The sequence below is a fragment of the Bifidobacterium sp. B4142 genome, from assembly GCF_026537325.1.
Classification (GTDB): domain Bacteria; phylum Actinomycetota; class Actinomycetes; order Actinomycetales; family Bifidobacteriaceae; genus Bombiscardovia.
The window spans coordinates 1-26476 of the sequence record NZ_JAFNMJ010000002.1 but is presented as its reverse complement, the minus strand read 5'-3'; the positions used below and the strand labels follow the sequence as shown (position 1 = coordinate 26476).

The 26476-nt window shown below is 55.2% G+C and carries 16 protein-coding genes and 1 pseudogene; 6 read left to right on the top strand and 11 right to left on the bottom strand.

The window, feature by feature from the left end:
- Positions 1-80: 80 nt before the first annotated feature.
- On the bottom strand, positions 81-872 hold the full coding sequence (locus J3U06_RS04595; RefSeq protein ID WP_267444461.1) for a radical SAM protein: 792 nt from the start codon (positions 870-872) through the stop codon (positions 81-83).
- Between the two features lie 878 nt (positions 873-1750).
- Between J3U06_RS04595 and J3U06_RS04590 the strand changes: the two genes are divergently transcribed.
- Positions 1751-2053: a hypothetical protein gene (locus J3U06_RS04590; RefSeq protein WP_267400775.1), complete on the top strand. Its 303-nt coding sequence runs from the start codon at positions 1751-1753 to the stop codon at positions 2051-2053.
- Between the two features lie 179 nt (positions 2054-2232).
- Here J3U06_RS04590 and J3U06_RS04585 read toward each other — a convergent pair whose 3' ends face one another.
- Together J3U06_RS04585 and J3U06_RS04580 are read right to left on the bottom strand one after the other, a co-directional pair.
- Positions 2233-2415 carry a hypothetical protein gene (locus tag J3U06_RS04585; RefSeq protein ID WP_267431493.1) on the bottom strand — a complete coding sequence of 61 codons (183 nt, stop codon included), beginning with the start codon at positions 2413-2415 and terminating at the stop codon, positions 2233-2235.
- Positions 2416-2804: 389 nt separating this feature from the next.
- The gene (locus J3U06_RS04580) at positions 2805-3137 is read right to left on the bottom strand and encodes a hypothetical protein (RefSeq protein WP_267400777.1); all 333 of its coding nucleotides are present in this window, start codon (positions 3135-3137) and stop codon (positions 2805-2807) included.
- A 221-nt stretch (positions 3138-3358) separates the two neighbouring features.
- Here J3U06_RS04580 and J3U06_RS04575 point away from each other — a divergent pair, with 221 nt between their 5' ends.
- The 5 genes from J3U06_RS04575 (at position 3359) to J3U06_RS04555 (ending at position 9162) form a co-directional block, all read left to right on the top strand.
- Positions 3359-4093, top strand: coding sequence for a hypothetical protein (locus J3U06_RS04575; protein ID WP_267400778.1), 735 nt, complete (start codon positions 3359-3361; stop codon positions 4091-4093).
- 320 nt (positions 4094-4413) lie between these two features.
- Positions 4414-5133 carry a class I SAM-dependent methyltransferase gene (locus J3U06_RS04570; RefSeq protein WP_267400779.1) on the top strand — a complete coding sequence of 240 codons (720 nt, stop codon included), beginning with the start codon at positions 4414-4416 and terminating at the stop codon, positions 5131-5133.
- 18 nt (positions 5134-5151) lie between these two features.
- Positions 5152-5337, top strand: a complete 186-nt coding sequence (locus tag J3U06_RS04565) for a hypothetical protein (protein ID WP_267400780.1) — start codon at positions 5152-5154, stop codon at positions 5335-5337.
- A 1427-nt stretch (positions 5338-6764) separates the two neighbouring features.
- Positions 6765-7820, top strand: a complete 1056-nt coding sequence (locus J3U06_RS04560) for a hypothetical protein (RefSeq protein WP_267444460.1) — start codon at positions 6765-6767, stop codon at positions 7818-7820.
- A gap of 556 nt (positions 7821-8376) precedes the next feature.
- Positions 8377-9162, top strand: a complete 786-nt coding sequence (locus J3U06_RS04555) for an acetoin reductase (RefSeq protein WP_267400783.1) — start codon at positions 8377-8379, stop codon at positions 9160-9162.
- An 870-nt stretch (positions 9163-10032) separates the two neighbouring features.
- On the opposite strand, the gene J3U06_RS04550 is transcribed toward J3U06_RS04555, so the two are convergent.
- From J3U06_RS04550 to J3U06_RS09370, 8 genes and pseudogenes are all read right to left on the bottom strand, one after another.
- Positions 10033-10893 carry an alpha/beta fold hydrolase gene (locus J3U06_RS04550; protein ID WP_267444459.1) on the bottom strand — a complete coding sequence of 287 codons (861 nt, stop codon included), beginning with the start codon at positions 10891-10893 and terminating at the stop codon, positions 10033-10035.
- Between the two features lie 110 nt (positions 10894-11003).
- Positions 11004-12542, bottom strand: a complete 1539-nt coding sequence (locus tag J3U06_RS04545) for a hypothetical protein (protein ID WP_267444458.1) — start codon at positions 12540-12542, stop codon at positions 11004-11006.
- Positions 12446-13777, bottom strand: a complete 1332-nt coding sequence (locus J3U06_RS04540) for a hypothetical protein (protein WP_267444457.1) — start codon at positions 13775-13777, stop codon at positions 12446-12448. The genes J3U06_RS04545 and J3U06_RS04540 overlap by 97 nt, the downstream gene beginning before the upstream one ends.
- Before the next feature lie 249 nt (positions 13778-14026).
- Entirely contained in the window at positions 14027-14335 is a 309-nt protein-coding gene (locus tag J3U06_RS04535; RefSeq protein ID WP_267400786.1) for a hypothetical protein, read from the bottom strand.
- Between the two features lie 1991 nt (positions 14336-16326).
- Entirely contained in the window at positions 16327-19767 is a 3441-nt protein-coding gene (locus J3U06_RS04530) for an immunoglobulin-like domain-containing protein (RefSeq protein WP_267444456.1), read from the bottom strand.
- Between the two features lie 292 nt (positions 19768-20059).
- Positions 20060-24619, bottom strand: coding sequence for a discoidin domain-containing protein (locus J3U06_RS04525; RefSeq protein ID WP_267444455.1), 4560 nt, complete (start codon positions 24617-24619; stop codon positions 20060-20062).
- 311 nt (positions 24620-24930) lie between these two features.
- Complete coding sequence (locus tag J3U06_RS04520; protein WP_267444454.1) at positions 24931-26286, bottom strand: ABC transporter substrate-binding protein; 1356 nt, start codon at positions 26284-26286, stop codon at positions 24931-24933.
- Between the two features lie 105 nt (positions 26287-26391).
- Positions 26392-26476: pseudogene (locus tag J3U06_RS09370) on the bottom strand (carbohydrate ABC transporter permease); the annotation flags it as partial.

The window sequence follows — 26476 nt, the reverse complement described above, 5'->3', positions numbered from 1 at the left end:
GAGAAGATAATTCCGCACATTTCACAAGCATCGACATACTCGCGGTGGAGGAATGACTCGTCGAGTAAATTATTTTTTACTCAAAGTTCGAATAACCATTTGAAACCCTTATGGCGCATGACAGAAAACATCAGGTTTCTTTGGATTAAGGTGAGCGCTTTTTGTACGGATGTGTCATCGGCATCACCAAGCACTAGGGTGCTTCCGAACACTACAGGGGAACAGCATGGATAGACCTTGCCATTGAAATGGTACGTGGGTTCAAAACCGGGGCATCTCAGGTCATCGTTGATGCTGTATCTCCTGATTATGTCTTGCTCTGGAAATTGGAGCGCAGCACCCACTCGTTGAATCGGAAACCTCGTGACCTTTACTCCGATCAGGGAATCCCCGAGCTGGCTCAAAAGTCGGTCGGGGTTATGAGATCTGGAGACTGCTACGTTCATCGAAATCGGAATGCCAACGTTGGTGTTCGCATCCAATATGTTTTTTATCCGTTCCACTTTGAGGTTGTCCTGATGGAATTCATCAAAGCTAAGCGTTAATGCTCTGAGGCCTGATTCCTTCAATTGGCGAAGAGTGGAGTTCGCTCGTTTAATATTCTGACCCCAAAAACCGTTCGATACCAAACCGGCTGGCTTACCATGCTCTTTTGCCATGCGAAGACAATTTATAACTAATTGATGTCTTAATAGAGCTTCCCCGCCGCTGAGGCTTATCGTGTCGATTGCAGATGAATTGCAGGCTTGCTCAACGATGCTCATCACCTGATCATCTGTCAGGTGCTCGGTAGCCTTAGGCCCGGAAGAAAAGCAGCAATGACTGCAACGTATATTACATTTACGATCTATGATGATACCCAATGCGACCATAATGAGACTTTCTCTAAAAAGAATGGCCTAGGACAGTTTCAGAATCAAGGATCGCTGTCCTCGACCCGGTTCTACTGGAAATTACCAATGGAGAACAGTGCCTTGTGTCACGAAGTAGCTGAGGTCGTCTTGGTCGGCAAGGTCAACAACATCATGATCTTGCATAAGTGAGTGAAGAAAATCAGATGAGTTCTGCATATTACACCCCCTTTCAACATCGTTTGACATTCCAAGTTATATGCTTGCTAACCCCACCTGCCAAAAAGTGCCCACTAAAAATGCTCAACCCTGCGCTATTGACCTACCTGCCTGCGCCACTCGGGTAGGCAGTCCAACCTCCGTAGGAGGGCGGGACGTGGCCCAGGCTCGAATTGCATATACGATTCGTCTAGCTTGCTCCTCTGCGCTCTTTGTACCCTCAGGGGGCCAGCCGACTATGCTGTTGCCTGGGATACTTACAAGCTGTCTGACGGCACAACCGTTCGTTTCTCCTACGACAAAACCACTGACGTGATTGATGTTTATACCAACGGCATGCACAAGGGAAGCGTCACCGGGCAAGAAGTACGCGAGAAGGCGGAGGCGGTCGACCCGGGTGTATCTTCTGCAAATCCCGGATTACAATCGCACCGTATCAGCGGCTGTTCCGCAGCCATGACAGGTTTGGGAGTTGTCAATAGCATTATCTGGAGCGTGGCAGGCGTTACAGCACCAACTCCTGCAGGCATAGCAGCGACCATCGGAGGCTGTGTCACTGGAGCTGTAATCGGTATTGGCGAAGCATTCTGCTAACAAGTTATTCACGACACAAATGATGCTGGGTGCCTACCGGATATACGTTTATCTCGATAGGCACTTTTCTAGGTAAAGGATTTCCTATGTATCAAGACCAGACAAGCCAGGCACACGCAAGACATTGGAATACACAAGGTTTAGCAAGAGTCTGTTTTGGACAGCTTATTTTAGGTGCGGCCATCCAAGTGTTATACCCTATTTTAGGTAAGCATGATCCAGCCTTATCGATACTCACAGGCTTCCTGATGGGTTTTGGATCATTCGGGGTTCTCCTGGGGGCCATGACCAGGGGAAACAAAAAAGTAACGTCATCGACCCTGATCCTTCCGTCACTGGGGTTTCTTCTGGGTGCCTTGATTGCTGTAGCCTTGTACTTCTTTGTTTAGAAAAATGTTGGCATCTCCGGGCAGTCAGCCTCTCCCCTGCAGTACATATGAGCCCAATCCGGAAAGAACCCAATGAAATCACCTTAACGGGCTCTTCATTGGGTTCTTTTCTAATTAGGTCTGTCAGGCTGCTTGGCTTCTTAGGTTCGGGAAATGGGTTTCCAGGTCTTGGCCGCGGGCTATTTAAATACCGCCCGTGGCCGGCCTTGGAAGATGTCGAGCAGATCGTCTTCGGTCAGGGGTTCCGCGTCGTAGCCGCGATGGACCTTCGTACCTGGTACGGGGTGCAGTTCACCCCGGTCGGCCATGCGGTCGAGTTCTTCGGCGTGGGCTTTGTTGTCGATCGGTTTGCTGGCGCTCATGGGGGTCTCCTCGATAACATGAAAGACGAAATACCGTCCTGTTCACTCCGGCGTGACGGTCTATGTAGTTTTGATGAGGGGTAAAACCAAAAAACTTCGATCTGCAGGGGAAATTCCCACGAATAGGACAATATTTACAAATCTCAGCAAATTGACACATGTTCCCTAAACAAATCAGAAAAGACCCCACCCCCGCTCTTTTGCTACCACGGAATTGCCGTAGGCGCACACATCAACCAAAGGAGATTGATAATGTTTACTCTCACCAGGATCGAACGCAGGATAGGTGCCACCGCCGTGACCGTGGTCGCGACAATGACTATGTCCTTGTCGACAAACCGCTAGCGCCGCAGAACCCCATCAAGGAACCAATCGAGCAACAGTTGAACTCATGGGCTTTCCTCTCTATTAAGGCGGCCTGATCGATCAGCGCTGAAGAACTTGACCATTCCGCTGAACGGTTGGACCAGCTCCCAGACGAAGTGCGAACCATGGATCCGAGCCAATACCCGCATTTCTCTGACTGTCTGGACAATTTCCTGACCGGAGGAACATTCAGCCCTGGACAGTTCCATAATGAGATGCGGCCAATGTTCAACCTCGGCGGTTTCTACCATCAGGTCGGCGATGTCCTCGTCGAACATGAAATGCCAACTGCCGAGTTGTCCGACGGCATTCACGCGCTCCGCAGGATATGGGGAGACATTCCCAACATCCAACATGCACTCTCCAACGGACAGACGCCCCAAGTAATCGGCCGTAACGTTGCCAGCACAATGGATGACATTCTGATTCTCGACGGCAGCAATCGAAAGCTACTCTGACGATCAGTTCAATTAGCAAAAGGGCCTATAGGAACTAAATCCTATGCCGAAAATACGACGTCCCCGTATCTTACGATATAGGGACGAAGAACTTATTGCTCATATAGCAGCATAAGCATATGAATGCTGCAACACAGTCGGTCCTGGCCCTAGCGATCTCGCCCAAGCGTCTGGAGCCCTACGAGCAAGAGGCCCAGACACATCCGAAGGTCAGCGCCGCCGACAAGGCCGGACGCGCCAGCAACCGCTTGAAGGGCATCGACCGCGACTATGCGAAGGCCGGCAAGGCGGTGCTGGCCTCTCGGGATGCGAAAAGCCTGGATGATGCGAAGACGGTCTTGAACGCGAAGAAGGACGAGGCTTCAAAGCTTTTGAGCGACTCCGACGGGAAAGTAGCGGACAACGCCGTCCGCGACAGCCTGCAGCAGGCCATCAGCCAGGCCGGCAGCATCAAAGGCGACAAGGCCAGGGACTATCAGGACGCGGCCGCAGCCCTGCAATCGGCCATCGACCAGGTGAACACGTCCATCCAACAGAAAGACCAAGCCGCCCCGCCAGCCCAGGCGGCGGCTCCTGCCGCCCGGCAGCCAGCCCGGCGTCCGGCGCCCGCCCAGCAGCGTCCGACCCCCTCCCACAGCAGGGATCGGCAAGGCCACACGCCCTCCCGTCGGCCCTCATACAACCACGGCAGCAGAGGAGGCGGCTCCGCGCCAGCAACACCGCACCCGCGCCAGCAACACCACAAGGAGGAGGAAGTGGTGGATTCGATTGGAACCAATAGGTGCAGAACCATAAACCATATGGAGAAGCCTGTAATTCGGCCGGAGTTTGTGGTATCGGCTAACCGAATATAAAGAATGTGTCGGCGGGACCGGTTGCTTGCAGGTCTCCCATCCCGCCGGCGTTACTCGGAGCCAACCATAACAGCTGTCCCCACTGGTGTGGCGTCCCCTGTGAAGCGTAAACTTTGTACTGACGATTTTCATAGAGCAGTGAGCACCGGGCTTCGGCCCGGCTCCGTATCGCGGGCGACAGAGCCCGAACGGGGCCCTCTTGTCATGCCATCGACATGTTCCATCAAGCCGTATGCAAAAGTGCCGCTGCGGCATCGTCATCAGAACGATGCCATCTTCAAGGGAACATCCATCCATCGAATCATAGGAAAGAACGAAACATGACCGACAGAACACATGCCTCTTCCAGCGATGTCAGCGACAACCTGGAGAACTGGAACGATCGGGCCGAGGTCCACGCGCATGGAGGGTACGGCGACCTGGATGCCTTCGCCGACGATCCTACCGCCCTGACCCCGGTGGTCATGAAGGACATGGCCGTGCTCAGGGACCACCTGCCCGACCACACGATGCAGGGCCGCCGCCTCCTCCATCTCCAGTGCCACTTAGGCGATGACACCCTGACCTGGTGGAGGTTGGGGGCCAGAGATGTCCACGGGCTGGACTTCTCCCCCGCCGCCCTCAACCACGCCCGTCGGCTGGCCGCCCGCGCCCACGCCCCCATTACCTACGTCGAAGGTGATGCCCGTTTCGCCTCCGAGGTCATGCCCGACAAGAAGGGTTTCTTCGACCTGATCGTCACATCGGTCGGCACCATCACTTGGCTGCCCGACCTCCGAGAGTGGGCGCAATCCATCGCCTCCCTCCTGGCACCGGGAGGCATCTTCACGATCAGGGACATCCACCCCCTCCTTTTCGCCCTGGACGATGACGGCCTGACCATCGTGCAGGGTTGGTTCAGCGGGACCGAAATCACCTACGAGACCGACCAGACCTACACGATGAGACAGGATGACGGCGAGGAAGAAAGGACAGGAGGCATCGTCGGGAAAGCCGAGGCCCCGGGCCCCAGAATCACACACACGACCAACCACAACTAGGCACATGACTTCCAGGAGATGACCGGGGTCCTCATCGACGCAGGCCTGACCATCAGAGCCCTGGGAGAGCATGACATCAGCGACTGGAAGGCCCTCCCCATGCTGGAGTACGACAGGGATCGCCAGGGTTGGGTCATGCCTGGTGGCCTTCCCAGGATTCCCCTGACCTTCTCGCTGGTGGTGCAGAAGCCGGAAACTGTCTAAAGGCTCAGACCCGGATGCCCGACCTGCGGCATCCGGGCCGACGCCGCCGCGACCGGCAGAGCCAGTCGAAGCCAGCCAGGAATCCCCATCGTGCCATGGCCATAGGGATGAAACGGCCGGATGGACCTGCGGGTCGACCGATTGCGGCGCACGGGGCTCCCAGCGGGGCGCCACATCCCGGCGGCCGGGAGGGAACGACGAATACGGCCTCCAGGCAGGATTCCCGACAGAGGCGCCACGCACGCGCAGTCTGCGTTCGAAGCGGCAGGCAATTCACTGTGCCTTGCATCACCTTGACCGCCACCAACCGATACCCTACAATAAACTTCGCCAACTTTCGAAGACGAAAGATGGCCCACATAGTACAAGGAGGTATCGAATGAAACGGCATAATCTTATTGCAGTGCTCTCGGCAGCATGGTCATGCCGGCATCTGCAAGCGAATCTACATCCCAACAAATCCAAGAACTTGTTGAACTCAACCCCGGATCGTCTTACGAAGGCATGCGCAATGCCGTCAGTCAGAGGCGGACAGGGAGGGCAAACCACTTTCTGATGTCGTTAATTCAGCGCTCAAGGAGGCACGTCTACATACTAACTTGACGAGAAGTAACAACAATCAGGCAACCATACCAATTACACAAGCAAGAAACGCCGGAGCCGTTTTCTACAGCCCCGTTTCTACCGCCGACATTCATCATGGACATTCAGGTATTTTCTCTCGGAAAGACATGATTGTGCATGCTCCAGGGCCTAGAAGAACAGTTGAAGAAACTAATTATCGCAACGTTAGAGTGGCTTCCGGTGGACAGCTGCAGTATGTAAATACCTCACAGGGCAACAGGGACAGGGCCGTACGTTTGTCTCGCATCTTCAAAGGAAGGGCGTACAACTACAACTTCCCATTCAATAAGACCTCCAAGGGTTCAATGAACTGCTCGCAAGTCGTTTGGGTCAGCTACAAGGACGGCGCCGGAATCGATTTGGACTTCAACGGCGGACCCGGCGTGTATCCAAGTGACATCATGCAGTCCAAGTGGACCATCACATATAAAAGGTACTGAACATCAACTTTCCGAGGAAAGCGTCTGAATAGGTTTCGCTAATCACGTCACCGACGGTGTCAGTTTACAGAAACGGAAGTGAGGGATCCGCGATGCATCGTATCAGTCAACGAGTCAGGGCTTCCGTTTACATTCTGCTATCGCTTGTCCTGATCGCTTCCGGCGCGGGTTGTTCCCGCTTGGATGCTTCGAGGAAAACCATTGCACTCGACCAGATAGACATCTCCAAGGTGTACGCAGCTGCCTATCTGGTCCCGCAACGGGCCAGCGCCACCATTCCGGAAACACATACATGGCCTTTATCTATGCCGACGGATCCTTCAGACTGGTCAAAACCAAGGGTATGGAATACGGCAAGGTGTCTTGAACGTCAAAGGCCTGTTCTTCGCCGACAAAGACAACGATTACTGGCTGGCTGAGGGGCAAAAGCCAAAAGTCGTTCCCAGCTCCAAAGTCGACACGCAGGCCAAGCTTGGTGTGTTGCAAGACAACATAACCCATGTCGGTGTCTATAACGGGGGCTTCACCGAGGACGGTGAAGGATACAACGAGGACATCGTCCTTTTCGACGGTCAGAAAGCCGAAAAGCATCGCTTCCTGACGGACCACCCTGTTTCAAGCATCAGTGTTTGCGGAAGCTCCGTCTACGCCTATCAGCTTACCGACGATGGCGTCAATCTCAGCAAAGAGTTGATCCGCTTCTCATCTTTGATAGTTGACAATCACTATCACCCGAGAACGATAAGCACACATGACAATATCCTGACATCCGATAATGTCGTCATCAGTAATCCATCATGCACTAATGACAGCATTGTCTTTATCTCCAGCCAAGGAGGCAATTCTTCGACAATAAAAAAGAAGCACAATGATCTGGATTATAATCTCCGCCGCTTCCTCACTGCCGAAGATACCGAAGGCGAGAACTTTTCCTATGCAACCATAGAACAGTGGGATGCAAAAACAGGAAATCGTCGTGTCCTGCCCCTTGTCGACGAGGAGGCCAGACCGGTGCATTTCCATGAAAGCCAGATAGGATACTCATATTATGACTCCCACTCACTGCACGGCGACCAGTTCTACTGGTGGTATGGGGACGGCGGCCTTTTGAGGACTGAAGTCAACTCAGGAAAGACCGTCAGACTGAACAGAACCCATTGCCAAAAGGACAATTGGTCCAGATCATGTTTCTGGGCCTCTTTCTCCGACAAAACCGTGGACGTCTGGTATCACCACATCAACGAACCCGACCGGGTGACGATCACCCGCCAGGATCTTGACACCGGCAAGACCATCAACACCATCGAGGTCAAGGGTCTGGAGAAAATCATCCACGGGGCCGGAGGTTCCAACACCATCGACAGGAGCTTCGCCGTCAACCCCCGTGCAGAAAAGCTCATTTCAGGCCAGAAGGTGTGATATGGCCTCCGGCCTGTACTAGACAGAGGCAAAGCGAAGAAGCGGCAGGGGCGCACAACTGCAAGAGCATGGCGCACGATGAAGAGCAAGACGAGGACAGACGAAGAAGGCCATCCCGCGAATGGGCGGACACGATGGCCACCGACGCAGGTGACTGGATGGCCAGGACCATCACACAGGATCAGAAGCTGAACGATCTGAACTCTATTAACAGCCTGACAACTTTCAACGAACGGTTATGCTTCCACTTGGTGGACGTCCCCCCGACAAGTCGGGGGACAAGGCCGATGCTGGCCACATCGAACAGGCGAAAATCAACCTGTTCAATGGCCGGAAGAACCTTCCTGGTCCGGTGGGATCAGGGATCCTGGCCTTGAAGACGGGTGCGCTGGGACTGGCCGCCGGTTTCCGCAAGGAACGACAAGGCTCCACACCACAGCCCGCTCCTCCCCGTCACCCGCTTCTCCACCTCCGCCGTATAGACTGGCAACAGTGGCCTGGCCCGAAGTTGCGACCGGCCCTATAGATAGGAACCAACAAGGTTAGGAAAAGACAGATGAGCGATAACAAGGTAGCTGTCGTCACCGGCTCGGCCAGGGGAATCGGGAGGGGCATAGCCCTCCAGCTGGCCCAGGACGGCTTCGACATCGTCGTGGCCGATCTTGAGGGCCAGAGGGAATCGGCCGAACAGACCGTGGCCGAAGTGGAGAAGATCGGCCGTCGGTCCTTCTTCCACCCTACCGATGTGTCAGACAGGGACCAGGTGTTCGACCTGGTCGATGAGGCCGCATCCAGGTTGGGTTCCTTCGATGTGATTGTCAACAACGCGGGCATCTGCCAGATAGTGCCCTTCACCGACATCACCCCCGACCAGCTGGAGCAGATTTCGAAGGTCAACATCTTCAGCGTGGTCTACGGCATCCAGGCCGCCGCGGCCAAGTTCCAGGAGTTGGGCAAGGAGCACGGCCACATTATCTCCGCATCGTCAATCGCAGGTTTCGAGGGCTTCCCGATCCTGGCCGCCTACTCGGCTACGAAGTTCGCCATCAGGGGCCTCACCCAGACGGCAGCCCAGGAGCTCTCGCCCAGGGGAATCACCGTGAACGCCTACGCCCCCGGCGTGGTGGACACCCCCATGTGGGGCTACATCGATGAGGAGATGGGCAAGCTCAACGGCAAACCCAAGGGACAGAACCTTCAGGACATGAAGGACAGCATCGACCTAGGCCGTTTGGAGACCCCTGCGGATGTGGCCGGCGCCGTCTCGTTCCTGGCCAGCGACAAGGCCAACTACGTGACCGGGCAGACCCTGATCGTCGATGGCGGCATGCAGTACCGCTGACCCATCAGTCACCGGCCCGCCCCCTTTGCTCCCTTCTCGATGAAGCAGAGCACCGGGGGCAGTGCTTTACCCCCCTATTCATGCGGAAGGGAATCTCAACCGCCCTGCCTGCCGGTTTCCTTGCCGGCCGCCACGATCACAAAACCGAATAAATACAGGCCGATGAACCCCTCCTAGCATCCGGGGCAACCTGACGATTCAGACATAAGAACATGTGGGTCGGCGGTCCCATGCTTCCAATACGGCTTCTTATGAGCAGCTTCATAGAGGCATATATCAGCATCTATTCATGCGGTATCTTGCCATATCGGGTACATGCAAGCAAGACGAAAATAGGGATTTTCCAAGTAACCTGCGACGGCATCGAAAAGCATCAGAAGTTTGAAAAGGTGCATACAGGCAGTGGTGCTGAGGAGGCAACGTGGATCCAAGCAGCATCTGATGAAACAGTCGCGAAAGAGGGCAGCAGACAATATCCCCAACATAACTGCTGAAACATGGCATAGTGCCGGAGGACCCCAAGCAGCCGTCTCAATGCTTGTTCCTGGTCTCAATTACAGATGCTTTCCAGATCATACGGAATCCCTCCTTGCCATGCTTGGACACATGGCGGGGTATTCGCTGCCGGTCCTCTCAAATCGGTCTTTTCAGAGAGCAAACCACTCTTATTGAGACCCAAACGCGCAGAACGGCATGCCAATCCTGAAACCTGACTTCAGGCAAGGCAACGGGGTCCCCATCTCTGGTTCCTCAGCACCATGACGTGCCTCCTGCCACTTTCATAAACCTCAACCCGTCGCTTCCGCATTCGTCCCGCTACCGTCAACAGCACAGCCGGGCGATACCTGATCGCCTGCTGAAGCTTCACTATCATTCCGCTAGCGCATGCACTATATCCAGGACATCCCCGGCCCTTGTCCAAAGGAGCGAGCCACCCTCGCCGGGGAAAAGTCTGCGCGTGGCGGTCTCGATTCTGCTCTGCAACACCAAGCCATGGTCGGGCGAGTGCACCTTGTCGTCTTCACCGAACAGGATGCTCACAGGGCATCGCACCTGGGTCATATCGATGTTCCAAGGCCTCATAGCCAGCATGGTGTCCTGCACATAGCCGACACCCTCGTGTGCAAACCCTTCGGATAGTGCCCGGCGGTACCGGGTCAGGAATGGTTCGCTGGTGTAAAATTCGGCATCCTTCGCCGTGGAAGCGCCGATTACCATATCCTCCATGGACTTCGCGGAGAAATCCTGAAGTATCTTTCGTGCGGAGTCGGGAGATGATACGGCCAGGTCGGAAAGCTGCGTGGCCTGCGGAGACAGCTTGTCATGAACGGCCGGGTATTGCACTTCATCAGCGGGAGAGACTAGCGCCAATGCTGCGGCGAAACCTAGTGCCGCCAGCGCGAGACCGAACATACCGCCCTGTGAATTCGCCACCACCGGGACGGATGCGGCCCCCGTGCCGAGCAAGGCTTGGGTGAATATTCGGTAATCCTCGGCAGTTCCTGTCATCGTGCGGTTCGGTTCCGGGTCCGAAGCGCCCATGCCGGGTCTGTCCATCGTCAAGACGCGGATGCCGTGCTGCGGAAGTACCTCCTCACCGAAGAGCATGGACTTGCCCATGCCGGCCCCGGCTATGAAAAGTACCGGGTCGCCGTCACGGGGGCCATAGGCTCTGCCGGAAAGCCGACGTCCCTCTTGGGTTTTCACCGTCACATTGTTGCCTTCGTCCATGTCAACCACTCTACGACAACCAGTCAAGGAAAGGGACACGCTGATGCCGCATCCGAACCTGCCTGAACGACAGTTCCCGCTCGCATACAAGGTCCGATACCCCCACCGATTCAGGATGCAGACGGAGTGAATTCGCGCCTGCGCCGCAGCCATGCACAGGTCAAGGCGACGAGCAGAACAAGGGAGAACACCAGAAGCAGCGTCGTATGTTTTGGAGCACCCGCGAGAGGGAGGCCATCCAATGGAGGCGCAACATCCAGGTACTGTTTATACGGTTCAGATTGATTGCCATTCGAATCCACAACCGTTACGCTCACCTCCCCAGGCTCGATCCCACTGGGGAGCAGTACCGCCCAGGCACCGTCCGCTCCTGACATGACGGTATCGCTGGTCCTGCCGGCCGGGTTGGACGGCCAAGTCACGGTCACCTTGGCATTCGCGTCGACTGTTTCGGTTCCCTTCATCACCGCCCTGCCACTGACCGTTTGCCAGTCGGCGCCGATGATTCCCGGATCGGTCGGGGTCATATCCACCATCTGATCCTTGCGGGCATCGTCCGAAGGCTTTCCTGCGGGATTGACCAAACGGGCACCGAATGTATACTGCTCGCTGCCAGGGCTGCCGTCAAAGGCATTTAGGAACACCAATGGATTGATGTCGATTTTCCAGTGCCACACATGTCCTTCCGTGACGGGCTCAATGACGATGTGACCTACCGGGGATGAACCCCCTGAAGGGGTGCTCGTGCTGAAATCATGTTCGCCTGAGGTTCCTAGGGAGGTCTCGGCACCGGATGAGGATTGGACCATGAAGACTTCCAGCCTCGAATCCGACAGGTTCGTGTCGTTCCCCGCAAGATAGGTCGGCCTGGCTGTGCCCTCGACCCTCACCGCCGATCCCGCTGGCAGAACGCCCTTGCGGGTATGGGGTACCGTTATGGCCTGCACCACCGGAGCCGCCTCGTTCTGAGCGGCGAATCGTGCTGTTGCCAGGTTGGAAAAGCCGGAGGTGAGGTTGTAGCCGGTCGAGTGCTCGGTTATCCAGGCATGATACCGCCGACGGCCCATGTTGGTGTTGACGCCCTTGCTTGGATAGGCCGTATTGTCATCGCGGATACTCCAGGTGCCGCCCTTGTCTGGATTCCTGGCGTCGTTGGGAACGCAAGCGACGGTGCCTATGGCGAACCCGCGATTGTCCGATTCGTCTGGATTGTTCGCACTGATGGGTTTCGCTGGATTCTCGCCGAACAGGGTCACCCTGTTCGGCGTTTGGGGGTCGACGGCCGGCTGACAGGTGCCGGATATGGTCGGAGTGAGACTATCGGCCCAAACGGCTCCTCCGGACCCCAGACCGGTTCCATCGATGGAATTGATGGTAGGCGCCTGTGGAGGGTTGACACTGTACCGGTAGAAGGCGGTATCGATGGTCCAGGCCGTCTGCATCCGGTGCTCAACTTCCTTGGCATCCAGGTTCTCGATGCCGGCCTCGGGATTGTAGGTGTCCTTCTCCACCTGTGTGGTGGTCTTGCAGATCTGGCCGTTCGCATCCTTGGTTATGGGCCAAGTGAGTAACTTGAAGTATCCATCCAACCCCTGCATGGACTTGGCGAGTTTGAAGTCGATGGACCCGTCCGGGCGCTGCGCCGGCATGGGCTCACCGGCATCATTGACGGCGAACAGGTTTTGTTGGTCTTGGCCCGCGACGAACCGGCTGCCCTGGGTTTGTCATTATATGCGGCCCCTTGCTCGGAGCCGGAGGCGGACCCCGGTGAGCTGTAGCCCGCCGGCTGTCCTTGGACTTCCACCGCTTTGGGCGTGAGCGCCTTGACCGGCACCCATGTGTTGTTCTTCAACCCCACCCATTGATACTTAAAGGAGGTGTTCTCCGTGCACCCAGGGTTTTTGGAGGACCCTGGTCCTCCCACGTTATACCAATACACGAAGAACGATTTGGCCGGTGCCACCCCTTCCGGCACGGCCGGATTGTTATTGCCCGCGGGGAACCCGAAATCGGTCACCAACCCCCAGTTCGCCTGACGCCCGCTCCACAGGAGCGGGTGCCCATCCCAGCCGACGAAAGAAGCCGGACCACTGCAGTATTTGGCCCCTCCGGACGTTCTGCAATTCTGCATATAGAGTCTGGTACTGCGCTCCCCAATGGCATCCATGATATTGACCGATCGTGCGCTGTCCAAGGAATCCGGATTGAAGGTGCCGCACATATCATCTCCATAATTCCATACAGCGTCGCCGCATAGGATGTTCCTCCCCTGACGGTCATGGTCGATGACGGCGTACACGGCGAGTTCCTGCTTCGAACCACCCGTCTTGTAGGCGTCGATCGAGGATTTGGCATCCGTGTAGTCAAGGTCGCCTTCAATGGAGATGGCCAAGTAGTCATAAACACCTGAATTGATTATTTCGTGAACGGTAAAGGCCTCATCCTGGTTCCTCGCCCATGCGAGGGCTCCATCGTAGCTGTTTGCGCCTTTCCGCCCCATGGTATTGATGTATCGGGATCGTCTGAACCCCCTTGGTTGGTCTGATCCGGAGTATTGGTACAGGAAGGACAGGGAACAACCCCTGGATGCGGCCGGCGTCGTCTGGCCTAGTGCCACGCAGTTTGGGTCGAACTCCTTGTGGGGCACCCGTAGAACCAGATCAAGGCGGAGCTCATCCTGATACGAATCGACCTTATCGTTATAAGCCATGAATTGGAAGACCTTGGGTTTGGTGTCGACCTGGGTCTCCGCACCAGCGGCCACGGCTGGAGCCCCCGTTGTTCCGATGCCGATCACCGAGGCGCACAGCACAGCCAGGCAGAGCACGACAAGCAGCGGGCCCTTGAGGAGGCGGGACATTCTCGAAAGATATCCGGCTGCCATCCGATCGCCATTACTCGCAGCTTCCTTCCCTGACATCCTGTCGATACGATTCCGGCTTTGTTGTTCTTCGGCGCGGAACATATACTTCCTTTCCTCCCCCTTGCCCTCAGACCATTCACTTCTTCATAAAACGAGCCATAGTGCCGTGATGAAAGTCGTGAATGAATTAATTCATTTACTTTTCCCTGATTATCACTTGTTATTATCCATCAATTGGCATCCATTATAAGTGGATGAAGAAAAGACGCTTCAGGCGCCACCTAGGAAGAAGGATAAGCATCCTCTATGGTCGGCCGACAGGGCGGCACACGCGGGCCGCTCCTCCACCAGCAGAAAAGCTGTGCGCACAATGTAGGCACCGCAAAGGGGATCGCGGACCTGAGCCTGTGTGCGTCGATCCGCCCGATTTCGCAGGCGCTCAAGCATCTCCCGCACCTCGTGGTGCGGTTGCGCCTGTGAACTGTCGGCATCCTCCCAGCGGGACACGGCCAGAGGTCGCTCGCCGCCACGATCGGCGATCCATTTCTGAGTCCCCTCCCCCAAGGCATCGTGCAGCATTGGAAACATCGCCTTGCTCCGATGCCCCGTGGACGGTAACCGCCACACTGGCACGCCCCGTAGAACGCCCAGGGACCCTCGGGATGGTAGGCCTCATACCAATCACGCACATCGCCGGGCCTGATCTCCGCGACTGGCTTGCCTTTGAAGTACAGCGAGAAATGAGCAATATCCGCTTTCAGGTTCCTTTTCGTGGCACCCCGCAGTTCGGAGTTCCCGTTCCTCTTCCTATGCTTCATCCATTCCTGCAGGTAATCCTCGAACAGGACTTCTTCGTCTTCTGGTTTCGACTCGGCGTTCCTGCCACTCGGAGGCCACCAGTCCCGTGTTCCCTTGTCATGAAAAACGACCAGGCAATGCTCACGTTCCAGCCAGGCAAACGCTTCCGTACGGTATTCCGGCCCGAACTGCCTGCCGACCCTCCTGCCGTGGTCAAGCGGGTTAGAATACCCGCCAAGCCAGACGGTGACGCGCCCACTCCCGACCTTCTTTAAGGAAGACACCCCCCCACTTACTGCGAGAACGGGTCATAGCTCACCTTTCATGCTCATCGCTTCAACGGAACAAGACATGAAAGAGAGAACCGCAAGATTATAAAAGAGTCAATAATTCGGGGAGGGCACCCAAAAGCGTACCTATCGAGAAAACCCTGGGAACGCGCGCATCCCATGGCTTCCCCTCCCCTGGATAAACCCTTATCCAAGGCAAGCAAATGATATGGACGGATAAATCAAATACCTCGACCACGAACAAAATCCTAACAATAAAACAGCAACGCAACAGACCGCCCGAGACAGAGAAAAAACCAAAACCAACCAGCAAACAGAAACATTCAAATCACAAACAGGGCACTGTGCATTTGCTAACGAAGTGGGTGTTCAAGATATAGCAGGGTCACATAATTGTATATGACCGATTAATCTGCACTCGAAAGAGTGTTTATTATATTTCCTGGTTCGATCACCGTCGTTAGGCATCTATCCGAAAGGAACACCATGCCTCATAAAATGCACCAGGACGAGATTGTACAGGATAATCTCAACTGAAATGACGGGGCAGTTGTGCATGCCGACGGTAGTTATGGAGATCTTGACGATTTTGCAAAGGACGCATCAGCCCTGTCGCCAGTGGCCTTGCGCGATCTGGAGGTTTTGAAGCCCCACCTGCCCGAACACAGCATCAAGGGGTTGCGTCTTTTGCATCTGCAATGCCACATAGGCACTGATACCCTATCTTGGTGACGCTTGGGTCACGAGACGTTTATGACCTGGATTTCTCTCCCACCTCGCTGGATTATGCCAGGAGTCCGTCTGAACGAACCTGCGCATCCATAATCTATGTTCAAGGCGATGTTCGCTACGCTGCAAATGCCATGCCCGAGCAGAAAAGCTCGTTCGGTGTAAGCATCACCAGCAATGGAACCATCACCTGGCTTTCTAATCTGGAGGACTGGGCTCGCTCAATCGCTCCCCTGCTAGCAGACGGTTGAATATTCATGATCCGCGACAACCATCCACTGCTTTTCGCCTTGAACAATGAGGGCATGTCAATAGTTCCAAGTTATTGTGGCGGAACAGAAACGACTTATAAGACGGATCAAACCTACACGTCATCAGTCGACTCGATCGAAGATGGGACAAACCCCGAATTACACATTCCATCAATCACAGTTGGGCTCATGACTTCCAGGAAATAAGCAGCGCCCTGCTGGAGACCAGACTGACTATAGAGGCCATAGGCGAGCATAATGTGGACGACTGGCAATCACTGCCAATGCTTGAGTACAGTCCTGATCTCAGGGGATGGATCATGCCCCACAATCAGCCTCGGGTCACCCTGACCTTCTCGACGGAAGCCTAAAAGGAAACTTAACCGAGCAAGTACGAACATGGTCTGGCTTAACCCGGCGGCTCGTCCGGCAGATTGACCGATACCCCTATCACTGAAGATAGGGGTATCAGCATTTCACATCACACTGGAATGATGCGCTATCACTTGCCCTCCATCCCGTGTCGACGGATATGCGGAATCAGCCCGAAGCTGACTAGGGCCAACAGCATGCTTAGGGCTTCCATCACTAGGAAGAATCCCGTGTTCGGCCCCGTCTCTGAAAGCCTCGAACCCTCAGAATGCTTGTGAGTTCCGGTCTTGTGCTTTAAACCGGTACCCTTACCGGGATTGATGCAGGAGCTGTCGGCCGGATTCTTAGACTTGTTGGAAGAGCTGCCTCCAACGGGGCTGACCGTGACTATCCGCTTTTCAGATGCCTGTTTGCCCCTTGAATTAGCAACCGTGTAGTCAAGCGTATATTGCCCTGTCTTAGCACTATTCACGGATCCCTGTACTTGAATCGCCTCGGTAATGTCACCTTCCAAAGAATCCACTGCACTGACCCCGGCCTTAGGATCGAAGCTGAGACCCTGATCGATTTTCACATTGGATGCTCCCGAGATCACAGGCTGCTGCTGCACAGGCACTGGTCCTAGGGGCAGCGAACCCTTGATAGAGATCCAATTAAGTATTGGCCCAGTCCCCGTAGAGGAATCCAAGGTGAAGGTGACTATCCTATTCCAGCCCTGCGGAATCTTGATCCTTCCGGAAGCAATCGTTCGTCCGCCGTTGACAGTCGCGGTCGTCAGCCGATTCTCTGTACGGAATGCCGGAAGATTGTCATACGAATAGCTAATCACAGTCGGTCTGCTCTGGCTCCACCAATCATGGAAACCGAAAGAAACCTGATGTTCGCCAGGTGCCAGTAAGACCCTGTAGGATAGTTTATCTTTCTTGCCGTTAGCGCCGGCATATATCCCTGACCTATAGGGATCGGCATTGCCGTCAGCCTGTTTTCCAAAGTTACCGGAGGTATTGCCCCACAAATCGTCAAAGCCCTGGTCGGCGGACCCATTGGCCAATTTGCCATCATGCAAAGCAGTCAGCGCCTTGTAGGTGGGCGAGGCCTCCCCTCCATTGACATCAATGAAGTAGGACAGTCCGTCTTCCACCTCCTGAATGCTGGCTCTGGCAGGCAGCGTTGTGCCTTCTACGATGCCCAGCACCTCGGTAGGCGCATAGAGGATCAAGCTCGACGCATCGGTCAGCCAGCGCACGGCCCGCTCCTCGCTTTTTCCATTCGCCTTGTTGACGCTCACCTTGTCCGGAAGCCCGGGCTGTCTTCCCCGCTTGAATGTTCTGATGCCTTGAACCTGCTGGACTGAAACCACCTGGTCGTCATCCTGCGCAGAGACTCCGATCCAACTCAGCAACGGATCGCCGCCGCCTGTGGATCTTGTCAGGAAGGTCACGCTGTCGGCATGCTCCAAGGTGAAAGTGATCGGATCGGTGGCATTCCCGGCCTGAACAGGCACAATATTCGTCTTGCCTACGGTCTTGTCATGGCAGACGACCGAGAACTCAGTTTGGCGCTTGTTGTTCCACCACTCCTGATAGCCCGCCTGAACTGTATAAGTACCGGCTGGCAAATCCGCCTGATACCGTATGTCCTTGCCGGATTTTGCCCAGTAGCCTGTTTCGTAGATACCGTTCTGGCTGGTCTCGTATGCTTCGACATCGGAACCTATGCGGCTGCTCAGACCCCACTTGCCTTGAGCAGTGTATTCCTGGTCGCTGCGGTCTGCATTCATCAGTCGTGGAGCCTTGGTTTTCAGCTTCCGGTAGTAACTCGATTCATTCGAAGGGGCCGAACCCGCGTCAATGAACAGACGGGAGTTTTCCGGATAGATGGAAGCCGTGAAGCTGATAGGCGCATTCTGGTATTCAGGCAGCTTCCCCTTGAACGTCACCTGCCCGTATGGACGGTCCGTGCCAAAGTAGGGCTCCCAGTTGACCGTGGCCTGTCGGATGGCTGTCTGACCGCCCACTCTGATGCCTAGGCTCTTGGGCAGCGCAGCAACAATTCGACTGACCGAACTGCTTTCAGTCGGCAGATTGGCATTGACCACATCGATGGCCTGATACTTGTCCATACCAGACAGTTTCCAGTCCGCAGCCGGCAACACCTGGACATGCCCGTTCACCAATTGCATCGGTGTCATCACATACCTGGACTGGCTGATGTCATTCCCGGTGTCAGGGTTGAACCAGCGGTCGCCCCAATAGAGGAAAACGCCGTGCGCGGGGTCATAGGGAATGACCGAGCTGGATTGGGTCGAGAAGGAATTGGCCGGGCTCTGGTTCCACCCCTCCCCTTTGAGGAAGGGCACCCCCATCTCCGAATAAGGACCTAGAAAATCGTCGCCCTGGCTGATTGCGTACTTGTTTTCATTGGGCGCCCATCCGGTAGTACCCGAATAAATGATGTAATATCTGCCGTTCCACTTGAATGGAGCCGGGGATTCCTTGCTATTGCTGGCTATGATGTTGTATGTGTCGCCAATAGAGACGTCCACGCCTTTCCGCTGTCGAGCGTTCGGCTCAACCAGCTTGGTGTAGGTCTTGTCCAGAAGCGAGATGGTCAGATCGCGGTTTTCGTTGCTGGAATACACCAGATAGGCATCATCAACACCGTCATGATTCTGATCCTTGCCGGAGTCCACGTACAGGTTCATGTCACGCGCCATGCCAGGGTTACCGGCATTGGCACCGGGACTCACACGGAAGGATCCCAGGTACTTGTATGGCCCAGCAGGATCGGAACTCTCAGAAATGGCGACTCCGGCCTTTGCCTTGGAATACGTTGCAGTGGCCTCGTTGCCATATCGTGGCCCATCCGCATGGAACCAGATCACCCAGCGTTTGGTGGTCGGGTTATAGACCATCTTGGGACGCTCGAAGACACAGCTGGACTTCTTCGGATCCGATCCGTCGCCCTTCAGAACCTTCAAATCCCAAAGCAGATAGTCCAAGGCTTGCTGAGGGCCGGAGATGTTGGCATTGGATGCATCCGTGGAGAATGCCTTGAAATCCTGGCCGTAGATGTTCGTGTAATCCGGATCGGATTCAAGGTTGGCCACATTATAATAATGCTGGTAGACGCGGTCAGAGCCCGCCAATTTACCAGCCAGATCCTTGTCGCCCTGGTAGGTCTGAAAGCCCAGCCCCTTATCTACCCAGTTGCACAGATCGTCGGAGTAGTATATCCGCACGCCATGCGCTACCAGACCATCAGTTTTGTCCTCGCCGCACATGACGTAGACATATCCGTCTCCATCCGCATCCAAGCCCCGATCGGCAGCAGGAAGAAGAGCAGCACTGACCCGTTGAATTCCGGCACCATGCGCTTGCAGCAGATCACCCTTGTTGTCAAAAAATCTGTCGCCATTAGTGCCTGTCACTGCAGTGTAATGGTAGATGAAGCGCACGGCGGCAAAGGCCTGCTTCAAGTCCTTGCCCGCCTGATCCTTCTCGCCTTCATCGGCAGAGCCTGAGGCTAGGACTCCCTCGGCCACAGACCGAGCATGCTTCAACTTATCCACGTCGTCCTTGTTAGGCTCTGCATGATCATAGGGCGCTGTGCTCTGATCATCGGATCGATGACCTGAAGCCAGTGGCTGCAGATCCTCAACCCTCGTGGTATCCAGTATCGTCCGGAGATCATCATCCTGAGCGGTTTTCAGCCGGCTGAATCCGGCGGAACCGAATTGCTCTGTTTTCTCCTGTACGGCCATAGCCGCAGATCCGGGCGACAGGAGCGCCAAGGCGACAACTGCCGCGGCGAATCCCAATATATTTCTTCGATTGAGCTTCATCGCTTTCCTCTTCTCCGCATCATCCCAGATGACGGCGAGCCGCCGCTAATGCTGATCCTGCGCATAGCAGGCAGACTGCGATCGCTAGAATCGTTGGCATCACATTCGCACCGGTCTGACTCAAGGCGCTGCTGCCATCTGAGCCGCCCTCTTGCTTGGCATGAGCGAGGGCTCCTGGACCACGACCCGAGCCTGGCTGTGAATCAGCGTTTCCGACATTGCCATCAACCACATCCACCTGGAAGGTCGCACTGACACCACGGTAGGTCACGGTCACATTTTTCCTGCCTGGCTGTGCTGAATCAAAACCGCTCACCAGCAATTCAGGGTCGTTGATGCTGATATCCACCTTGACAAATTCCTCATTCGGCACTGAATACACAGCTTTGACAACCATACCGGATAAGTCGAGTCGCTCATTGAGCAGATATCGGGTTTTGCTGGGTGGAGTGACCAACAATTTCTGAAGAACGGAAGAAACGTAGTTGACGGTGTACTCGGAGCTCCCTCTGCCGTCAGCCGCTTTTACCGTGATCACATCCTTGCCGCCTAGAACGTTCCCGTCACGTTTGACGGACTCCTCGGCATTGACATGCCTGACCTTCACCGTAGCGGCAGTATCGCGGGCAAAGGCTTGTAGCTTCGGATTGCTTTCCGCGCCGACCGGGAGCTGTACCGTGTAGTCAGTCTTGTCAGGAAGGAATCCGTCTATGGTCTTGCCATCCAACCGCAAATCGCCCAAGGCCTTATCAGCGGAGGGCATAGGTTCAGCCTTGACTTGCGCCTGAGTTCCCAGAACCTCGATTTCCGCGACGTTGATATAGACGCCTGTATCCTGCAGGGTGTTGGTCAGACGCAGTGCCTTGGCGACTATGGGTGTAGACATGCGGAAGTCAGCCACAGGAGTGTCCTCATCCGTAGATGTATCCGCGCCGAAACCTGGCTGGACATACCAGCCGCTCTTCACACCGACCCTCTGCCAGACACCCTTGTCGTCCTGATACTCCAAAGTCTGGGACTTAGGCCAGGAAGCACGGCCGTCTCTGAAGAAGGTAGTCTTGACCTCGCTGATGGATTGGAGGTTGTCGAAGGTGAAGGTAGCAACCGGAATCCCCGCCTGGTTCCAAGTGGACCAGCCCTTGTGATCGCTGTCGCCGTCTATGGCCTTTGCAGCCGTCGAACCTTCCTGCACATTCACCTTGAAGTGAGAGCTGGAGGACGGAGCGATATTGTGCACCGGATCAGCCTTGGGAATGGCCCAAGCCTGTATTTCGGAGGTGTTCATGAAGTCCCCCTGCACCGTATTGACAATTCGAGCCTGCCTGGCCTTGACCTGGGCATTGCCCTTGAATGTCACAGTCTGTCCCGGCTTTGGACTCGCAGCTGTTCCCAAGGGAAGCCAGGTGCGACCGTCCAAGCTGTATTCAGCCAGCGCACTGATTGGAGCGTGGTCGCCATAGGTGATGACCAGTGAGCCTAAGTCCCGCTCCTGGCCGAAATCTAGAGTGGCGGTGGGCTTGTGTGAGTAATCGCCTGCGGAGTTCCATGTCACCCAGGCCTCGGCGGAGGTATCCCCGTCTGTCAGCTTTTTCCACTGTTCAGCCTTGCCGTATTCGGTTTGCTGATCAGTGACTGTCAGGTTGCTGCTGGTGTCAGCAATGTTCTGCTCTTTGGCCTGCATCAGATAGACCGAGGCTGTCACTGGCAGCCCGCCGTCTCCGACCGACCCCAAGCGTCCTTTGACTGTGAGTCTGTCGCCTGCATGCGCTTCGGCAAGCTGTCCATCCAGTTGGGAGAAGTCCCACTTCACAGCTGTGCGGTCTGCATCCATAGCCTCCGAGGCACCAACGTGCGCATGAACCGGGGCTGCTTTGATTGCATCCTCCACCTGCTGACGGCTTGCACCAACCATGAGGGTGACGGATACCGGATCAGTTACTGTAAAGTCGCCGATGTAAACCTCAGCCTTGCATGCGATGGAATTGCCAAACACATCGACGGCCTGCCCAGTCACCTGGTACCGACCTTCTTTGCTGACGTCGATCATACTGGTATCCCATTGAACAGGGACCGGAGACCCGAGTCCCCAAGGATAGTAGGGAGTGACCGTCGTCGGCATAGTCAAATGTCCGCCTTTTCGGGCCTGAACATAGACCTGCTGCACGCCCGAAGGCTTGGTAGACCTCAGAGTCCAAGCCTGGTTTTCACCACCATTGGAAGAGTAAAGACCGACCGGCGAACCAGCGGCAGTGGCCTGTCCACTCACTTCAAGTGCGTTCTTACTCGCTGCATTGACCATACTCCATGTGGTTCCACCCTCGGTATTAAATATCCAAGACTGCCGCGGATCCGGATTTGTCGTGTCGATGGAGCCGGCGACCATTCTGCCTTGATCATTCAATATCTTTTTCCCGGTGGGATCGGTGATCATGAACAGCTTGAGTTCAGGACGTTCTCGCGAGGCTTTGACCTGATGGTAGACGAAGGTCTGTGCTGGGCCACTCTGTGAATCCGCCGCCGAATTCTCAATGGTCAGGCTGCCATCACTCCCGGTTTGAAGAGTACGTCCGGATTGTTGCCCCACAAGCTGGTAGCTCTCACCATCCTTCACGCCTGCCTGATTAGACTGACCGCTCACACCAGACAGCTGAATGGAGGCGATCGAGCGGGCCGGCAATTCAACAGTGGCCGTCTTGGCGACTGTATCGATATGGACTGCTCCCGGACGCTCCTGGTTGGAGTACCCGTTCATGTAATCCATGGTGGCCTCGTAAGGATCGCTTTTGGATTCAGGCGCAGTGGTCAGGAAGAGCTTGCCGCTGGCATTCTTGTCAATGTTTCCATAGTTGGATAGATCAATGATTAAGCGCTGTTTATTGTCGCTGTCATTGCGATGGATGATGGTTTGCGTCCTACCGTCAGCCGAACGAGCAGTCATATTATCCTTGGTGGCATCGTTGGCCAGGATCGAATCCCCTTCATGGATAAAGTGGGTGTAGGCCCGGACCGCGTTGTACTTCGAGTTGACTACGACGGAACAAGGCTTGATGCCTCTGGTCGTACCCCCATTGTTGTCTACGGCACGCTCGGAATACAGTTTTCCGTCACTGCCCGCAACAGTGCAGTCAAAGTCGATCAGGACGGTCCCCCAATTGGTGTTCTCCCCTCTGGGATTGGCTTGATGCCCATTGACATCCTGGTCCCCGGTCGACATATTGTACAGATCCTCGACCACCTGCCAGAAAGTGAAATCCTGCGATTGCAGTGCATAGACATCACTGTTGATCTTGCCTGCCATGCCCAGGCCGTTGTCGAAGCCATAGGGGTTGAATCCCCCACCCTGCCAGGAGCCGTCTACCTCGCTCATGGACATGACCTTGCCGTCCCCTTGGGCAATGTCTCTGGCCACACGTTGGCGATTGGTGCCATATGAATGCGTGTTGTACTGCCCTATGGCATCGCGCACATTCTGCGAATATAGATTGTAGGAATCAACAAACTGTCCGGAGTCGGTTGCATCCGTCGCAGAGACCTTGACGCCCTTCAAGCCTTCTGACTTGAGCGCCTTGGCCAAGGCCAGAATAGTTTGCTGAGCCTTGACGTTGTCGACATGCATTCCCTCCTGGGGCTTCTTCACCGCATTTGAATAAGGCGTGACAGACTTGTCCTTATCTGCATAGTATCGATCCCAATAGCGTGTGATCAGGGCCTGTTGATCACTGGACCAAGCGTCTGAAGCCCTTCCGCCCGGCGTTCCCCAGTAGGCCGTCTCCGACTCATTCAAGGGTTCGACCGTATTGATCTTTACCTTGTTGCCGTTGTCAGCCTTCAACTGATCCAGATGACTTACCACGCTGGCTATGTATCCAGCGAACTTCTCAGGATCCTTGAGGTTGTTGTCTCCGGATCGAAAACCGCCAGTGGCATACCCATCTTCGGTCATGAACCAAGGAGCTGAGTTGGCAAAAGCCTCAAGATGAGTAATATCGCCGTTTTTGACCCCGCGTTTCAGCCACCATTCCTGCGCCTTCACGGACTTGGCGGCTCCGCTCTTAGAAGACTTGGGACCCCACACATAGGAATCCTCCGATGCCGGATCAAAGGCCTGATCCAAGGCATTCCCATCGGACTGTTTGGTCGTCACGCCACCATACAGCCCCTTGCTTCCGTCAGGATCTTCCGCCCAATATCCAGGAACTGCCGCCCCCTGGCGCATAAAGGGGTATCCATAAGCCACATCTGAGGCGTTGCCTCCGCCAATGTTGAAACGGGCCTTATTCAGCCCCAGTCCTTCTTTACCGAAAATACTGGTGTAGAACTTCTCCCGCAGCTGCTTGCCATACTCCAGTGCCTTGGCATCCGTCACGGAGTTTCCGCTGCTGCGGGTAATGGACCCTGGTTCACCGTATTGGCCTGTGGCATTGGCAAACCAGGCCAATGAAGTGCCCCAACCTTGGAAGGGACCATTGGCATACCACGGGTTAGGACGCACCGTCGCTGTTGTTGGGGAGGAAGGCTCGGCATAGGCCGGCATGAGACCGCCTACAGCCGTCGAAGTTGCCGCTATGATAACCGCCATAGTTCGCATGAATTTCATAAGTATGCCTCTTATCCTTCTTCAGACATTGAAGACAAGGAATTGCCGACGTTGCCTCTTCGTTGCACGACAACAATCGAACAGATGACCACTGCTAATGTGGAACATTCTGGTATTGATCATTCTTAAAAAGTCTTACCCGCTTTACGTCTTATAGAAGACCGCAGGGAGAGCACCACGATGTGCATGAAAAAACCGGCCAGGGAAAGCCAAGGGAATACCCCGGAACCCCTCTGGCCGGTATACCTTATTAAGGAACCTACGCTACAGCGCTGACTCGATGAGAGTTACCCTTATTTCTTCACCGTGTAGCCCTGTTGCTTGGCGTAGTTCTGCAGATCCTTCTGCCAAGCCGCGATCCCCTGATCCAATGTGGCCGACTTGGAGGTGAAAGCGGTCATCTTGTCACCGTAGATTCCACGTGCGTAGACCTCAAAGGGCAGGAACTTGTAGCCAGGCAGAACGTTCTTGGCGGCCTGCGACAGGACCTCGTTGAACTTCTGGCCGCCGAAGTAGGCGTTGTCCTTGCCGTCGGCATCCTTCAAGCTGGTCATCGAAAGGAACTCGTTGGACTTCAGCGTGTTGTTGTCAGCCGGGAAGGCGCCGCCATCGACACGGGTCTTAATGCCCTCGGCGTTGTGGCAAGCGTACTCCAAGAACTTGTATGCGGCCTTGCTCTTGGAATCGTCCTTGGTCTTGATCATAGCCAGGGAAGACCCGCCATTCTCAGAATTCTCTGTGCCACCCTTCTCCCAGGTAGGCATCTGCGCCACACGCCACTTGCCGGAGGCATCAGGAGCACCGGACAGCAGGTTGTAGGGCATCCAAGCGCCGGTGAGCAAAGAAGCGATTGATCCGTCATTGAGACCCTTGTTCCAGTCGTCCGACCATCCAGGAATCTTCGTGTTGATCAAGTCCTCATTGATCATCTTCTGCCAGTAGTCGTCCCACTTCTTGACCTTGGGGTCACCGGTCAGATTGATGGTAACGGTCTTGCCGTCCTTGCTGGTGGCAAAGGGCTTGGCGCCGGCCTGCCAGGTCATGGAATCGAAGAACCCTGCATCGCCTGAGTCCGAAGTGATGTAAGAACCGACGGCCTTGATCTTCTTGGCCGCCTCGTAATACTCATCCCAGGTCGTAGGTACTTCAGTCACTCCGGCCTTGTCGAACACTTCCTTGTTGTAGAACAGGGCCATGGGGCCGGAATCCATAGGCAGTGCGTAGACGCCCCCATTCAGATTCACTGAGTTCCAGGTACCCGGCGTGTAGAAGCTCTTGTACCCGGAGGCGCCCATGTCAGAAAGATCCTGCAACTTGTCCTGAGTGGCATACTCGGGCAGAGCATAATACTCGATCTGTGCAAGGTCAGGGGCGCCCTTGTTGGCGGACAGAGCGTTGTTCAAGGCCGTGTACTCTTTTTTGTTGGTGCCGACATTGGTGACCTTCACCTTGATGTCGGGGTTCTTGGCTTCGAATCCCTTGACTGTTCGAGGAAGGGTCGAATCCCAGGACCAGACCAAGATTTCGGTCTTCCCGCCTTTGCCCGACGCAGAGGAGCCGCTGCCGGATCCACCGCAGCCGGCGAGTCCAAACGCCATGGCTACAGCACCTGTCAGGGCTATGACCTTCGTCATCTTTTCGAACCTCATTGTCCCTATCTCCTTTTCTGTTGTCCTTGGCAACAACACATGACTATTGATATCTTTTCGCTGTCCTACGGCTCAAGGCCTGTAGCACGGTTTTAGTTTCTTTTGTTATTCTTTGACGGCTCCTGCGGCGAGGCCGGATTGCCAGTATTTCTGCAGGAGGAGGAAGGCGATGACCAGGGGGATGATGGTG